11 protein-coding genes are annotated in these 15102 nt (G+C 64.6%); 5 read left to right on the top strand and 6 right to left on the bottom strand.

Features of this window, described 5'->3' with window-relative positions; translation table 11 throughout:
* Positions 1-478 precede the first annotated feature (478 nt).
* Together IVB47_RS14530 and IVB47_RS14525 are read left to right on the top strand one after the other, a co-directional pair.
* A complete protein-coding gene (locus IVB47_RS14530) occupies positions 479-1060 on the top strand; it encodes an SRPBCC family protein (RefSeq protein ID WP_247289778.1) in 582 nt (193 codons plus the stop codon).
* Between the two features lie 2 nt (positions 1061-1062).
* A complete protein-coding gene (locus tag IVB47_RS14525; RefSeq protein ID WP_247462289.1) occupies positions 1063-2016 on the top strand; it encodes a cytochrome D1 domain-containing protein in 954 nt (317 codons plus the stop codon).
* Between the two features lie 49 nt (positions 2017-2065).
* Here IVB47_RS14525 and IVB47_RS14520 read toward each other — a convergent pair whose 3' ends face one another.
* The 5 genes from IVB47_RS14520 to IVB47_RS14500 all read right to left on the bottom strand — a co-directional run bounded on the left by IVB47_RS14520 (position 2066) and on the right by IVB47_RS14500 (position 8335).
* Entirely contained in the window at positions 2066-2740 is a 675-nt protein-coding gene (locus tag IVB47_RS14520; RefSeq protein WP_247462287.1) for an HAD-IA family hydrolase, read from the bottom strand.
* A gap of 18 nt (positions 2741-2758) precedes the next feature.
* Positions 2759-3322: a DinB family protein gene (locus IVB47_RS14515; protein WP_247289792.1), complete on the bottom strand. Its 564-nt coding sequence runs from the start codon at positions 3320-3322 to the stop codon at positions 2759-2761.
* A gap of 47 nt (positions 3323-3369) precedes the next feature.
* Positions 3370-6354 carry an excinuclease ABC subunit UvrA gene (gene uvrA, locus IVB47_RS14510; RefSeq protein ID WP_247462285.1) on the bottom strand — a complete coding sequence of 995 codons (2985 nt, stop codon included), beginning with the start codon at positions 6352-6354 and terminating at the stop codon, positions 3370-3372.
* Positions 6355-6630: 276 nt separating this feature from the next.
* On the bottom strand, positions 6631-7320 hold the full coding sequence (locus IVB47_RS14505; RefSeq protein ID WP_027567055.1) for an outer membrane protein: 690 nt from the start codon (positions 7318-7320) through the stop codon (positions 6631-6633).
* A 232-nt stretch (positions 7321-7552) separates the two neighbouring features.
* Complete coding sequence (locus tag IVB47_RS14500; protein ID WP_247462283.1) at positions 7553-8335, bottom strand: outer membrane beta-barrel protein; 783 nt, start codon at positions 8333-8335, stop codon at positions 7553-7555.
* A gap of 457 nt (positions 8336-8792) precedes the next feature.
* On the opposite strand from IVB47_RS14500, the gene IVB47_RS14495 reads away from it, so the two are divergent.
* From IVB47_RS14495 to IVB47_RS14485, 3 genes are all read left to right on the top strand, one after another.
* The gene (locus tag IVB47_RS14495) at positions 8793-9290 is read left to right on the top strand and encodes a single-stranded DNA-binding protein (RefSeq protein ID WP_247462281.1); all 498 of its coding nucleotides are present in this window, start codon (positions 8793-8795) and stop codon (positions 9288-9290) included.
* Between the two features lie 372 nt (positions 9291-9662).
* Positions 9663-12407 (top strand): DNA gyrase subunit A, encoded by a 2745-nt coding sequence (gene gyrA, locus IVB47_RS14490; RefSeq protein WP_247397728.1) that lies wholly within the window; start codon positions 9663-9665, stop codon positions 12405-12407.
* 112 nt (positions 12408-12519) lie between these two features.
* A complete protein-coding gene (locus IVB47_RS14485; RefSeq protein ID WP_346730795.1) occupies positions 12520-12912 on the top strand; it encodes a BA14K family protein in 393 nt (130 codons plus the stop codon).
* Positions 12913-13172: 260 nt separating this feature from the next.
* Here the strand turns inward: IVB47_RS14485 and IVB47_RS14480 are convergent, their stop codons facing one another.
* Complete coding sequence (locus tag IVB47_RS14480; protein WP_247398181.1) at positions 13173-15026, bottom strand: KUP/HAK/KT family potassium transporter; 1854 nt, start codon at positions 15024-15026, stop codon at positions 13173-13175.
* Positions 15027-15102 lie beyond the last annotated feature (76 nt).

Here is a 15102-nt window from a genome sequence, read left to right as displayed (position 1 = left end):
CGTCGCCTTGCGGATGGCTGATGCTGCGGACCCGGTCGGGCCGCCACATCACCGCAACACTTGGCACACAGACCCCGGCGCCAGGACCACACGATTTTGCCGTACGCAGGCTGCACCGGTCGTGTGCGCGACGCCTTCGCTCACGGTTTCCCGCCCTGCAAAGCCCTTCGCGCCGGCGCCGCCTGCGTCCACCACGTCCCATCCCGCGTTCGTGACGATCGCGATCCGCCCCTCGGCCGGGTTGGGATGGCTTTCTATATGCTAATCCGAAATGCGGATAAAGAGAAATATTTTTACCTGACGTGATTGACCTGCCATTGGGTGTTTTGCCCACAGGGCGGCGCAAGGAGTTGTGGGCCTGCGAGGCATCCGCCGTAACGCCGCCATGAACCGGTCTCCCCTCGGCCCCAAAATGCGCTAGGATGATCGGAGCGCGCCTGAAGCCGCGCATGATCAACGAGACGCATGAGGAAACGAGATGAGGGTGACGATTGGACGGCGCACGGTCCTGGCTGCGGTGCTGACTTCCGTGGGCGCGGCGGCTTTGACGGCGGCGTTTGGCCCGGCTTCGACACCGGCCTGGGCCCATGGGCCGACCCGGCAGAAGGTGCGCGAATCCATCGAGATCAATGCTGCCCCGGCCAAGGTGTGGGCCGCGGTCGGCAATTTCCAGGACATGAGCTGGCTGCCGCCGGTCACCAAGACCGAGGGCGAGAAGGGCAACGAGATCGGCGCGACGCGGAAGCTGACGCTGACGGGAGGCGCGACCGTCGAGGAGGAGCTCTACAAGTTCGACTCCGCCGCGATGAGCTATTCCTACCGGATCACCAATGTGGACGTGAAGGTGCTGCCGGTGACCAACTACTCCTCGACGTTGACGGTGACGCCGAGCGCCGACGGCAAGGCCTCGACGCTGGAATGGGCCGGCGCGTTCTACCGCGGCTTTCCCAACAACGATCCGCCGCCGGAGCTGAGCGACGAGGCCGCGGTCAAGGCGGTCAAGGGGCTGTACCAGGCCGGCCTCGAAGCGCTGAAGAAGAAGGTCGAGGGCGGAAGCTGACGGTGCGGGCGCTGGTCCTGGCGGCGCTCGCCGCCAGCCTTTGCCTGGACGGCATCGTGCACGCCTCCGCCGAAGAGGCGTTTGTCACCAACCAGCTCAGCGACGATCTGATGGTCGTGGACCTCGCCACGGCACGCAGCGTCGCGACCATCCCGATCGGCGGCAAGCCCGCTGGCGTCGCCGTCAGCGCGGACGGGCGCTTTGCCTATGTGACGAGCCCGGATGCCAAGGCCGTGACCGTGGTGGACGCAGCAACGCGGCAGGTTGCGGGGCGGATCGAGGTCGGCGGCGGGCCGCTCGGCATTGCGGTCGCGCCTGATGGCCGCACCGTCTATGTCGCGGACTGGTATGCGGCGGCCGTGCGGGTGATCGACGCGGCGAGCCGCAGCGTCACGGCCAGCATCGCGGTCGGCGCCTCGCCGTCGGGCCTGGCGGTGACGCCGGATGGCAAGCTGCTGCTCTCGGCCGACCGCGACGACGACAGCGTCTCGGTGGTCGACACCGCGACGCGCCTGCGCAGGGCGACCATCAAGGTCGGAACGCGTCCGTTCGGCGTCACCATCGATGCCGACGGCAGGCGCGCGTACACCGCCAATGTCGGCTCCAACGACGTCTCCGTGATCGACATCGCCGAAGCGCGCGAGATCGGCCGCGTGCCGGTCGGGATGCGGCCCTATGCGGTGGCGCTGGCGCAGGGCCGCGGCTTCGTCACCGACCAGTATGGCGGCACCGTGAGCGTGTTCGACCTGGCGACACTGAAGCCGATCAAGCGCATCACTGTCGGCGACTATCCCGAAGGCATCAATGCAACCGCCGACGGCAAGCGGATCATCGTCGCCTGCTGGGAGAGCAACACGCTCGATATTATCGATGCGGTCGAGCTGAAGGTGATCGGCGAGGTCAAGACCGGCGACGGTCCGCGCGCGTTCGGGGCGTTTTTGCGGAGGACGGAGTAGGGGGCGTGTAGCCCGCATGAGCGGAGCGACATGCGGGACAGGGCTCTCCTCATCCACCGGCGTTCCCGGATGTCGCTTCGCTCATCCGGGCTACTGCACCGGGGCACAGCGTCCAGACAATCTCATCCATCTGCTCAAACATGTGATCCGGCGCCAGCGCCCGCAGCGCCGCCGGCGCCGCATAACCCCAGCCCACCGCGCCGCAGGCAATCCCCACGGCGCGCGCCGCCTCCATGTCGCGCACCTCGTCGCCGATCGCGATGACCTTGCCCGGCGCCACGCCGGCGCGCCGCATGACCCGTCGGAATTTCGCGGGCTTGCCGAACAGCGAGGCCGCGCAATCGAAATGCGCGAACAGGGCCGCGCAATCACCGAGCTTCTCGCGCGCATTGGCTTCGCTATCCGACGTCACCAGCGCCAGTTGCACGCCGTTACCGGCCAGCCTTTTCAACATCGCCTCGACGCCCGAAAACAACGCAATCTCCGCCGCCGCCTCTCCCTTCAGCCGCCGCGCGTGACGCGCGATCGCCGGCAGCTTCCACAAGGGCACCTCGAGCCGGCTGAGAATCTCGCGCGACGAAGCATTCCGCAGCCCCTCGATATCCTCATCCGCGACGCGGCGGAAGCCGAAGCGATCGGCGACGTCGTTGATGGTGCGCAGGAACCACGGAAAGCTGTCGGCCAGCGTGCCGTCGAGATCGAAGATGGCGAGGGAGTAAGGCATGGAGACGAAGCTACACCGCTAGGCTTTCCACACCGTTTCCTCCGTCCATCCGAGTTGGTCGAATTCGGTGGCCCTGAGCGGCGCCTCTCCCTCGGCGAAGAACTCGTCCAGCTGGGGCGGGGGAACGTGCGTTTCAGACAGCATCGCGTGCGCCTGTCCGCGATGATGAATTTGATGCTGGAACAGATGCATGAGCAGCCGGTCACGACGTTCGGTCTGCACGCGGGTGTCGCGATTGATCCGCACGAGACCGTCGAGAAGCTCGGGCGTCAGTCCATCGCAGGCGGCAATCAAGCGCTTGTCGATCGCGGACTGCGCGGGTTTTAGCGCGGCAAGCGAAATGTGGGGCACTTCGTTCTTCCAAGCCGCCGGTCCCAGCCACCCGCCCTCCAGCGCATCGACATAGAAGAGGTCGATGACATGGATGTGGTTCAGCGTACGCTGCAGGCTCGGAAAGAAGCCGGTTCGTGCGGCTTCGAAGTCGGCCTGAGACAGCGTCGCGCAAGCGGTGAGCAGCCGGTGATTTGCCCAGGCATTATTGTGGGCGAACGCACGATAGGTTTGCACAAGTCCTGCAGGCAAGCTCAGTCTCCCTCAGACAATGTGTCGGCATGCTCTCGCTGCGTAACCTACTCCGCCGCCTCGCTCGCCGCGCGCCGCCGCTTCGGCTTCCGTGCCTTCGCCAGCACCGGCGCCAGGAACTTGCCCGTATAGCTTCTTGGCGCTTTCGCGATGTCTTCCGGAGGGCCCCAGGCGACGATCTCGCCGCCGCCGTCGCCGCCTTCGGGGCCGAGGTCGATGACCCAGTCGGCGGTCTTGATGACTTCGAGATTGTGCTCGATGACGACGACCGTGTTGCCCTGCGCGACCAGCTCGTGCAGCACCTCCAGGAGTTTCTTGACGTCGTGGAAATGCAGGCCGGTGGTCGGCTCGTCCAGGATATAGAGCGTGCGGCCGGTGGCGCGCTTCGACAGCTCCTTGGCCAGCTTGACGCGCTGGGCTTCGCCGCCCGAGAGCGTCGTGGCCTGCTGGCCGACATGGATGTAATCCAGACCGACGCGGTGCAGGGTCTGGAAGGTCTCACGCACGCGCGGGACCGCCTTGAAGAACTCGGCCGCTTCCTCGACCGTCATGTCGAGCACGTCGGCGATGCTCTTGCCCTTGAACAGGACCTCCAGCGTCTCGCGGTTGTAGCGCTTGCCCTTGCAGACGTCGCAGGTGACGTAGACGTCAGGCAAAAAGTGCATCTCGATCTTGATGACGCCGTCGCCCTGGCAGGCCTCGCAGCGGCCGCCCTTGACGTTGAAGGAGAAGCGGCCGGGTTCGTAGCCGCGCGCTTTCGACTCGGGAAGGCCGGCAAACCATTCGCGGATCGGCGTGAAGGCACCGGTATAGGTCGCGGGGTTGGAGCGTGGCGTGCGACCGATCGGCGACTGGTCGATGTCGATGATCTTGTCGATGTGCTCGAGGCCCTCGATGCGGTCGTGCGGTGCGGCGCCTTCGCTGGCATTGTTCAGCTTGCGGGCGATCGCCTTGTACAGCGTGTCGATCAGCAACGTCGACTTGCCGCCGCCGGAGACGCCGGTGACGCAGGTGAACAGGCCGAGCGGAATTTCGGCCGTGACGTTCTTGAGGTTGTTGCCGCGCGCGTTGACCACCTTGATGGTGCGGCGATGGTTCGGCGGACGCCGTTCCGGCACCTCGACCTCGAGCTCGCCCGTGAGATATTTGCCGGTCAGCGAGTTGGGGTTGCGCATGATTTCGGCGGGCGTGCCTTCGGCGATGATGTTGCCGCCATGCATGCCGGCGCCGGGGCCGATGTCGAGCACGTGGTCGGCGAGCAGGATCGCGTCCTCGTCGTGCTCGACCACGATTACGGTGTTGCCGAGGTCACGAAGTCGCTTCAGCGTGTCGAGCAGGCGCGCGTTGTCGCGCTGATGCAGGCCGATCGAGGGCTCGTCGAGCACGTAGAGCACGCCTGTTAGCCCCGAGCCGATCTGCGAGGCCAGACGGATGCGCTGGCTCTCGCCGCCGGACAGCGTGCCGGAGGAGCGGGACAGCGTGAGGTAGTTGAGGCCGACGTCGAGCAGGAAGGTGAGGCGCTCGCGGATCTCCTTGAGGATGCGGCCGGCGATCTCGTTCTGCTGGGTGTTCAGCGCCTCCGGCACGGTCTCGAACCACGCGCCGGCGCCCTTCACCGACATCTCGGAGATGTCGCCGATATGCTTGCCGCCGATCTTGACGCAGAGCGCCTCGGGCTTGAGCCGAAAGCCGTGGCACGCCTCGCAGGGCACGTCGTGGAAATACTTCGCCAGCTCCTCGCGCGCCCACTCGCTCTCGGTCTCGCGATAGCGGCGGTTGATGTTGGTGATGACGCCTTCGAACGGCTTCTTGGTGTCGTAGGAGCGGACGCCGTCCTCGTAGGAGAACTTGATCTCGTCCTCGCCGGAGCCATGGAGGATCGCGTTCTGCGTCTTCTTGGGCAGATCCTTCCACTTGGTGGTCAGCGTGAACTTGTAGTGCTTGCCGAGCGCAGTCAGCGTCTGAATGTAATAGGGCGACGAGGACTTGGCCCAGGGCGCGATCGCGCCCTTGCCGATGGCAAGTTCCTTGTCGGGAATGACGAGGTCTTCGTCGACATGCTGCTCGACGCCGAGGCCGCCGCAGGCGGGGCAGGCGCCATAGGGATTGTTGAACGAGAACAGCCGGGGCTCGATCTCGGGAATCGTGAAGCCGGAGACCGGGCAGGCGAATTTTTCCGAGAACAGCATGCGCTCGGGTCCGCTCTTGTCGTGGATCTTTGCGGTCTTCTTTTTCTCCTCGGCAGGCGCGGCCGCAGCGGCCGGTGCGTCGGCATATTCGATGACGGCGAGGCCCTCGGCGAGCTTCAGCGCGGTCTCAAAGCTCTCGGCAAGGCGCTGGCCGATGTCGGCGCGCACCACGATGCGATCGACGACGACGTCGATGTCGTGCGGGAATTTCTTGTCGAGCGTGGGCGCTTCCGCGAGTTCGTGGAAGGCGCCGTCGATCTTGACGCGCTGAAAGCCTTTCTTGAGCCATTCAGCGAGCTCTTTGCGGTACTCGCCCTTGCGGCCGCGCACGACCGGCGCGAGCAGATAGAGGCGCGAGCCCTCGGGCAGCGCCAGCACGCGATCGACCATCTGCGAGACAGTCTGGCTCTCGATCGGCAGGCCGGTGGCGGGCGAATAGGGCACGCCGACGCGCGCCCACAGCAGGCGCATATAGTCGTAGATTTCGGTCACCGTGCCGACGGTGGAGCGCGGGTTCTTCGACGTCGTCTTCTGCTCGATCGAGATCGCTGGCGACAGGCCGTCGATCTGGTCGACGTCGGGCTTCTGCATCATCTCGAGGAACTGGCGGGCATAGGCCGACAGCGATTCGACGTAGCGGCGCTGGCCCTCGGCGTAGATGGTGTCGAAGGCGAGCGAGGATTTGCCGGAGCCTGACAGCCCCGTGAACACCACCAGCTTATCGCGGGGAATCTCGACGTCGACGTTCTTGAGGTTGTGCTCGCGCGCGCCACGGATCGCTATTGCGCGCAGGTTTGATCCCGCGTTCTGTTGTTGGCGCTTCGCCTTGATCACTTCATCCATCCTGGTGGTCCTCAGGGAATCCAAAAGCGCGCGATCGCGCCAACTGAATAGGCGCGCTTCGCCCGGAACCGGGATCGGCGCCGATGGGTATGTGAGCGAACGTAGGAAGAACGGGGACGGATTTCCAGTGGCGTCTGCGAATCGTCAACCGATTGTTGGCACGCTGGCGGCATCTGGCAGGAGCAGGGCGGTGGAACTGCGCAGTAACGTGCCCGGCAAACAAAAAGGCCGGCGCGAGGCCGGCCTTTCGTAACACGATGGCGTCGATAGGGAAGATCAGTACTTCGCGACGATCGGGCCCCCGAAGTGATAGTTCACGCCGACCTGCACGGTGTGAAACTCGAGCGTGCCGGTGGGCAGGGCGCCCGAGAAGTAGGTCTCGCCGCCGAGGCTGCGAAAGAGGTACTCGCCCTTGACCGACCACTGCGGAGCGAAGAACGCTTCGACGCCCGCACCGACGGTCCAGCCGGAGTGCCACTTGCTGTCGGAAACGGTCACGCCGAGCGCGCTGATGCTGAGCTTGTTGTCGATCCAGGCGTAACCACCGGTGCCGTAGAACAGGACGTTGTTGACGGCGTAGCCGATGCGGCCGCGCACGGTGCCCATCGCATCGGTCTTCGAGCTGAGGGTGGTGCTGACGAGGCCGAAGCCGGGGACGGCAACGGGGCCGGTGACCGACGCGCTGACGTCAGCCCAGGCACCATCGGCCTCGATGCCGAACACGACATTGCCGGTCTGCCAGTTGTAGCCGGCGGTACCGCCGACGAAGCCGCCCTTCATCTTCGGGTCGGTCGAGGAATTTTCCCAGGCGCCGCCACCGACAACACCGAGGTAGAAGCCGGTCCAGTTGTAGACCGAAGCCATGGCCACCGGGGCCTTGGTGTAGGGACGCGCCGCCAGATCAGCGGCCGAGGCCGGGGCAGCGAGAGCGAACAAACAGGCCGAAGCCAACAAAACCTTTTTCATTTTCAACTAATCCCAGTCCCAGTTTCTGATTGTGCCTTCCACGATAGGGAAGGGCATCGGACTCACTTGCCCAACTGAGGCCGTACTTACACCATTGAAGCCGCAAGTTGTGTCACTGGAAAGCCACAGCGGCCTGAAAATGGTGCAATTACTGGCCTTTGGTTCCCCCAGGGGAACAGCAACGAAAAAGGCCGGCGCGAGGCCGGCCTTGCTTTGATGGATGTCAGTTCGATCAGTACCTCGCGATCACCGGACCGCCCCAGCGATAGTTCAGGCGGACGAGGCCCATGTCGACGTCCTGCCGAATCGGGTCGCTGCCGAAGACCCCACCCGGGGGCGTTGTGAAGCCGATCGTGCGATCGCCAAGGAAGATGTGGTCGTACTCAAAGCCCAGGGACCAGTTCGGGGCGAAGCCGAACTCCAGACCGGCCCCGACCGTACCACCCCAGCGAGTCTCCCGCGCCGAAGCCAGCAGCGCGCCCGCGACGGGCGTACCTGTAGCAGCGTAGATGTCGTACTTGTCGCCGACGACGGCGGCGCCGCCCTTCACGTAGAACAGCACGTTGTTCCAGGCGTAACCGACCTGACCGGTGATGAGGCCGAAAGCGTCGATGCGGGAACGGTTGCGATCACCCGTCACCAAAGCGGTACCCGGGAAGAGGGTGCTCACATTGTCGCCCCGGAAGTCGGCCCAGTTGCCTTGGCCTTCGAGACCGAACACCCAATTGGCGGACTGCCAGCGATAGCCGATCTGGCCACCGACGGTGCCCCCCGTCGCATTGTGACAGCCTTCGCCGACCAAAACGCCGGTCGCGGGCGTGACGAAGTCCCAGCACGTGTGGCTTGAGCCACCGCCGCCGTTGATGCCGATATAGAAGCCGCTCCAATCGTAGATGGTGGCAATCGCCGGCGCGGGGGCCTTGGTGTAGGGACGCGCGGCCATATCCGCCGCGCTCGCGGGAGCCGACAGGCCCATCGCCACTGCACCGATTGCACCAACAAGAAGCTTATTCATTGCCAGTCTCCCCAGGTTCGTCCGCTTCTTTCTTTCCCGAAGCGGCTGATCAGGCGCGCGGGCCCATATGAACTAAGTGCGAGGAAACCGTAGCTCTACGGGGCGGCAAAGTCCGTCTCCGAAATGCAACAAGAACGGGGCAGCGCGAGTACCCATAACTTACTGAACGTTAAGTTCTTTCCTCGTTTTCGGGAACCTACAAAGGCTCCAGCCGCTGCGCGCATTCCCGCACTACATTGGCCGATCGACGCCACACATCGATGCGTCGTTTCGCCAAGAACAAATCTGGAACGAACAGGAGGTCGATGCTATATGTGGGGATAACCGGAGGGGCGACGGACTGATCGTCGTCCGCAAGCGTTCGGCGAGCGTATAGGGTCGCCTCAACAGGCACGGCGGAACGCGCGGAGCGGACCGGCCTTCTTGAATTCAGTGGCATTCGGAGCGGAGAGCGGAGATGGCGGGAAGCGTCAACAAGGTCATTCTGGTTGGAAATCTCGGCAAGGATCCTGAAATCCGCCGCACCCAGGACGGGCGGCCGATCGCCAATCTGAGCGTCGCCACCTCGGAGACGTGGCGCGACAAGGCCACCGGCGAGCGCAAGGAAAAGACCGAGTGGCACCGCGTCGTGATCTTCAATGAAGGGCTCTGCAAGGTCGCCGAACAGTATTTGAAGAAGGGCGCCAAGATTTACGTCGAGGGTGCGCTCCAGACCCGCAAATGGACCGACCAGAGCGGCGTCGAGAAGTACTCGACCGAAGTCGTGCTGCAGGGTTTCAACTCCACCCTGACGATGCTGGACGGTCGTAGCGGCGGTGGGGGAGGCGGCAGCTTCGGCGAAGAGCCGGGCGGCGATTTCGGCTCCTCCGGTCCGGTCAGCAGCGCACCGCGGCGCCCCGTTGCCGCTGGCGGCGGTGGCCGCAACAGCGACATGGACGACGATATCCCGTTCTGAGCGATCCCGTTCTGAGAGCGGGGCGTTTCGATGCGGACGCGCCGGCCGGATGGTCGGCGCTTCTCATCTCGTGTCAGAAAATCCCACTAATCGGCAGGACGGGCTCGGGATTTCCGGGCCCGCTTCATGTTTCGGGAGAGCTCGGATTGCGGCTTGGCAAGCGCGCTGACGGGGCAAGCTCGCCGCGCGATTTTCGACGCGTGAGCGGCGATTTTGCAAGGGCGATGCGGGGGCTGTCCAAGACACCGCTCGCAAGGGCTTAAGTTGTTGGAAAAATAGGCGGAAAAAGCGCTTCCCAGATCGCCGCGAGGGTGGTTATCAGAGGCTCGATGCGCTATATGATTCCCAGATAAAACCTCACCGGATTTCCCCTTGGCTGACGACGACGACAAGCCCGGCGACCAGCCGGCGCAACCCTCGGATATTCGCCCCGTCTCCATCTTCGAGGAGATGAAGAAGTCCTATCTCGACTACGCCATGAGCGTGATCGTGGCGCGGGCGCTGCCTGACGCCCGCGACGGTCTGAAGCCGGTGCATCGCCGCATCCTGTACTCGATGAACGAGCAGGGGCACACGCCGGACAAGAAGTACGTCAAGTCCGCCCGCGTGGTCGGTGACGTCATCGGTAAATATCATCCGCATGGCGACCAGTCGATCTACGACGCCATGGTCCGGATGGCGCAGGACTTCTCCATGCGCGTGCCGCTGATCGACGGCCAAGGCAATTTCGGATCGGTCGACGGCGATCCCCCGGCTGCCTATCGTTATACCGAAGCCCGATTGACGAAGGTGGCGCTGGCTCTGCTGGCCGACATCGACAAGGACACGGTCGACTTCCAGCCGAACTACGATAACAACGAGACCGAACCGTCGGTCTTGCCGGCCAAGTTCCCCAACCTGCTCGTCAATGGCGCCGGCGGCATCGCGGTCGGCATGGCGACCAACATCCCGCCGCACAATCTCGGCGAGGTCATCGACGCCTGCGTCGCGCTGATCGACAACCCTGCGCTTACCATCGACGAGCTCATCAACATCGTGCCGGGACCGGATTTCCCGACCGGCGGCGTCATCCTCGGACGGCAAGGCATCCGCGCCGCCTATCACCTCGGCCGCGGCTCGGTCATGATGCGCGGCAAGGTCGCGATCGAGACCATCCGCAAGGAGCGCGAGGCGATCATCATCACCGAAATTCCCTACCAGGTGAACAAGGCGACGATGGTCGAGCGCATCGCCGAGCTGGTCAAGGAAAAGAAGATCGAGGGCATCGGCGACCTGCGCGATGAATCCGATCGCGACGGCTACCGCGTCGTCATCGAATTGAAGCGCGACGCCGTGCCGGATGTGGTGCTGAATCAGCTCTACAGGTTCACGCCGCTGCAGACGAGCTTCGGCGTCAACATGGTGGCGCTCGACAGCGGCCGTCCGCGGATCATGCATCTGAAGGACCTGCTGGCGATCTTCGTCGACTTCCGCGAGCGGGTCGTCACGCGGCGTACCAAGTTCCTGCTCGCCAAGGCCCGCGATCGCGCCCATATCCTGGTCGGTCTCGCGATCGCGGTCGCCAACATCGACGAGATGATCCGCGTCATCCGGACCTCGCCCGACCCGACGACCGCGCGCGACACCCTGATGTCGCGCGACTGGCCCGCCCGCGACGTCGAGGACATGCTGACGCTGATCGACGATCCGCGCCACCGCATCAGCGAGAACGGCACGATCCGGCTGTCGATGGAGCAGGCGAGGGCCATTCTCGATTTGCGCCTGCAACGCCTCACCGCACTCGGCCGCGACGAAATCCGCGAGGAGCTCGACAAGCTCGCCGGCGAGATCGCCGACTATCTCGACATCCTGCGCTCGCGCGACCGCGTGCTTGAAATCATCAAGTCCGAACTCGCCGAAGTGAAGGCCGAGTTCGCCACCCCGCGCCGCACCGTCATCATCGAGCAGGAAGGCGAGGTCGAGGACGAGGACCTGATCCAGCGCGAGGACATGGTCGTCACCGTCTCTCACGCCGGCTACGTCAAGCGCGTGCCGCTGTCGGCCTATCGGGCCCAGCGCCGCGGCGGCAAGGGCCGGGCCGGCATGCAGACCCGCGACGAGGATTTTGTCAGCCGGCTGTTCGTGGCGTCCACGCATACTCCGATGCTGTTCTTCTCCTCGCGCGGCCAGGTCTACAAGATCAAGGTCTGGCGCCTGCCGATGGCCGCGCCGAATGCGCGCGGCAAGGCGCTGATCAACATCCTGCCGCTAGAGCAGGGCGAGCGCATCACCACCATCATGCCGCTGCCGGAGGACGAGTCCACCTGGGGCAATCTCGACGTGATGTTCGCCACGACAGGCGGCAACGTCCGGCGCAACAAGCTGTCCGACTTCGTCGACGTCCGCCGCTCCGGCATCATCGCGATGAAGCTCGACGACAACGAAGCTATTGTCGACGTGCAGATATGCACCGAGCACGACGACGTGCTTTTGACCGGCGCCGGCGGCCAGTGCATCCGCTTCCCCGTCACCGACGTGCGCGTGTTCACCGGGCGCACCTCGATGGGCGTGCGCGGCATTGCGCTTGCCGAGGGCGACAAGGTGATCTCGCTGGCGATCCTGCGCCACGTCGAGACGACGTCCGACGAGCGCTCGGCGTATTTGAAGATGCGTCGTGCGGTCGCCGGCGAAGCTGCGGCCGAGGAGCCGGCGGCGGACGCCGAGGCCGAAGAGACCTCCGGCAGCTACCAGCTCGCCCAGGAGCGCTACATCGAGATGTCGGCGGCCGAGCAGGTCGTGCTGACCGTCTCCGTCAACGGCTATGGCAAGCGGACCTCGTCCTACGAGTACCGCACCACGGGCCGCGGCGGCAAAGGCATCGTGGCCATGAGCGTCAACAACCGCAACGGCAACCTGGTGGCCTCCTTCCCGGTGGAAGATGCTGATCAAATCATGCTGGTCACCGACAAGGGCCAGCTGATCCGTTGCCCGGTCGAAGGCATCCGCGTCGCCGGCCGCTCGACCCAGGGCGTGATCGTGTTCGACACCGCCGAGGACGAGCACGTCGTCTCGGTCGAGCACATCACGGAAGAGGCCGAGAGCGGGAACGGAGCGAACGGAGACGCAAACGGGGAGTGATGCGCCCTGCCGCGCGCCTGCGTCCATGCGTTTGACCTTGTGACGCGATTGATTAAACCTGTTTCATGCAGGAACTGCATCAGGATGCGCTTGTTGGCTCCGCGTTGATGAAATGACGGAGTTTACCATGCGACAATCCCGAACTCTGCTTGCTGCCGCTCTCGCTGGTGCGACCGCTCTGGCCACTATGCAATCTGCCTCGGCTGCGCCGCTTCAAGTAGATCAAACGCTCGGTGTGAATGGAGCGAATGTCGAGACGGTCCAGTATCGCCCCGGTTGGCGTCATGGCCATCGCGGATATCACCATGGCTACGGACATCGGGGCTACGGAACCGGTGCAGCTGTGATCGGCGGACTGGCGGCCGGAGCGATTATCGGCGGCGCGATCGCAAACAGCCAGGCACGCCAGGATGCTGTGAGCTCTTGTGCCCAACGCTACAAGTCCTACGATCCGGCCTCGGGAACGTATCTGGCCTACGACGGGCAGCGTTACGCCTGTCCATAACGGACAAGCGAGGGAGCCGCGCTATCAACGTGGCTCCCGAGCTACTCGCTCCAGCTCTGTGCCGGCTGACAGTGCATCGATATTGAAGTGGTCATATCCCACTCGCGAGCTTCCGGCGGAGGGGAACGCATTGTCGGAACGTTGATACCTCAGTTTAATTCACTGTCATCGTGGGCCAGCATCAGCTCGCCGCCGCGAGCGTAATTTGTGGTCCAGCTGCGGCTCGACGTCGATGCTTGCTTTAGCCGGGCCGGGGCCTGCTAAATCTCCAGCTCCGTGCCGAACTCTACCACCTGCTTGGTCGGCACGCCGAAGAACGCGGCTGAGCGCTCGGCGTTGCGTTGCAGAAAGGCGAACACGGTTTCGCGCCAGACCCACATGCCCGGCACGTCCTCGCGCGGGATGATGGTCTCGCGGCCGACGTAATAGGTGATGTCGGAGAGGTCGATGCCGGGCAACTTACCGTGGCGGCAGGCGAGGGTCAGTCCTTCGTAGATCGTCGGGTTCTGCATGAAGCCGTAGTGCAGGATGACGCGGGTAATGCCGGGAATGATCTCGATCACCTCGGTGCGGTCTTCGTCGGCAATGTGAGGAAGCTCCTCGATCAGCACGGTGACCAGGACGATGCGCTCGTGCAGCACGTGGTTGTGCTTGACGAACTGGGTCAGCGCCAGCGGCACGCCGCGCGGCGCCGACGCCAGGAACACGGCGGTGCCGGGGAGTCTGGCGCTGCACTTGTTGACCGCGGTCTGGATCAGATCCTCCTCGGGCTGGCGCAGCTTCGCGCGTGCCGCTTCGACGAGCTTCACGCCGCTGCGCCAAGTCAGCATCAGGAAGGCGACGAAGGCCGCGAGCATCAACGGAAACCAGCCGCCCTCGAACAGCTTGATCGAATTGGCCGAGAAGAAGATCACGTCGATTACGAAGAAGAAGCCGTTCACGGCCACCACGAGCCATGGCGAATAGCCCCACTGGATCGCGACCAGGGCCGCGAGCAGCGTGGTGATAGCCATCAACAGCGACACTGCGATGCCGTAGGCGCCGGCCAGCGCCTCCGAGCTGCCGAAGCTCAGGACGGCACCGAGCGTTGCGGCGGCGAGCAGCCAGTTCACCAACGGCACGTAGATCTGGCCGATCGCTGCGCTCGTGGTGTGACGGATCTGCATGCGCGGCAGGAAGCCGAGCTGGATCGACTGCTGCGTCAGCGAGAACACGCCCGAGATGATGGCCTGCGAGGCGATCACGGTCGCGACCGCCGAGAACGCGACCAGCGGATAGTGCAGTGCGTCGGGGCAGAGCTGGAAGAACGGATTTTCGATCATGGTGGGGTCGGTGATCAGCAGCGCGGCCTGGCCGAAATAGTTCAGCACCAGCGCGGGCAGGCAGATCGCGAACCAGGCCAGGCGGATCGGCAGGCGGCCGAAATGCCCCATGTCGGCATACATGGCTTCGCCGCCGGTCACCGCGAGGAATGCCGCCCCCAGGATCGCGAAGGAGACATGAAAATCCTGGTGGATCAGGAAGTCGAACGCATAGAGCGGGCTCAGCGCCGCCAGCACCGCCGGCGCCTTGACGATGCCGTGGATGCCGAGCGCTGCCAGCACGAAGAACCAGGCCAGCATCACCGGTCCGAAGATACGGCCGATGAAGCCGGTGCCCTGCTTCTGCATCATGAACAGTCCGATCAGGATGACGACGGTCACGGGCACCACCGCCGGCGCGAGCGAGGGGGCGTCGACCTTCAGACCTTCGATGGCTGACAGCACCGAGATCGCCGGCGTGATCGCGCCGTCGCCGTACAGTAGCGCGGCGCCGACGAGGCCGACGACCAGCAGATGCGCGCGCCAGGTGCCGGGTTGGGCGTTGCGCGCGTGCAGCAGCGCCAGCAGGGCGACGATGCCGCCTTCGCCGCGGTTGTCCGCGCGCAGGATCAGCAGCGCATACTTTAGCGAGATGATCAGCAACAGCGCCCAGAGGATCAGCGAGGCAACGCCCAGAACGGCATCGTTCGTCAATGTGCCGCCGTGGGCAGCGGCCTTGGCGGCTTCCTTCAGGGCATAGAGGGGGCTAGTGCCGATATCGCCATAGACCACCCCGAGGGCGCCCATGGTCATGGCAAGCGGCAGTGGATCAGGTTGATGGCCGGAGGCGACTGCGGGCGTGCTGGACAATGGCGACCCCTCGATGGGA

It is taken from the genome of Bradyrhizobium sp. 62, assembly GCF_023073035.1.
Classification (GTDB): Bacteria; Pseudomonadota; Alphaproteobacteria; order Rhizobiales; family Xanthobacteraceae; genus Bradyrhizobium.
Note: the sequence above shows the minus strand (reverse complement) of the source record. Positions and strands in the feature narration are given on the sequence as shown.

Excerpts from the sequence above, each read along its gene's own strand:
- uvrA (WP_247462285.1), bottom strand. The coding sequence starts at position 6,354 with ATGGATGAAGTGATCAAGGCGAAGCGCCAACAACAGAACGCGGGATCA.
- IVB47_RS14505 (WP_027567055.1), bottom strand. The coding sequence starts at position 7,320 with ATGAAAAAGGTTTTGTTGGCTTCGGCCTGTTTGTTCGCTCTCGCTGCC.
- IVB47_RS14500 (WP_247462283.1), bottom strand. The coding sequence starts at position 8,335 with ATGAATAAGCTTCTTGTTGGTGCAATCGGTGCAGTGGCGATGGGCCTG.
- IVB47_RS14480 (WP_247398181.1), bottom strand. The coding sequence starts at position 15,026 with ATGACCATGGGCGCCCTCGGGGTGGTCTATGGCGATATCGGCACTAGC.
- IVB47_RS14485 (WP_346730795.1), top strand. The coding sequence starts at position 12,520 with ATGACGGAGTTTACCATGCGACAATCCCGAACTCTGCTTGCTGCCGCT.
- IVB47_RS14530 (WP_247289778.1), top strand. The coding sequence starts at position 479 with ATGAGGGTGACGATTGGACGGCGCACGGTCCTGGCTGCGGTGCTGACT.
- IVB47_RS14495 (WP_247462281.1), top strand. The coding sequence starts at position 8,793 with ATGGCGGGAAGCGTCAACAAGGTCATTCTGGTTGGAAATCTCGGCAAG.
- IVB47_RS14520 (WP_247462287.1), bottom strand. The coding sequence starts at position 2,740 with ATGCCTTACTCCCTCGCCATCTTCGATCTCGACGGCACGCTGGCCGAC.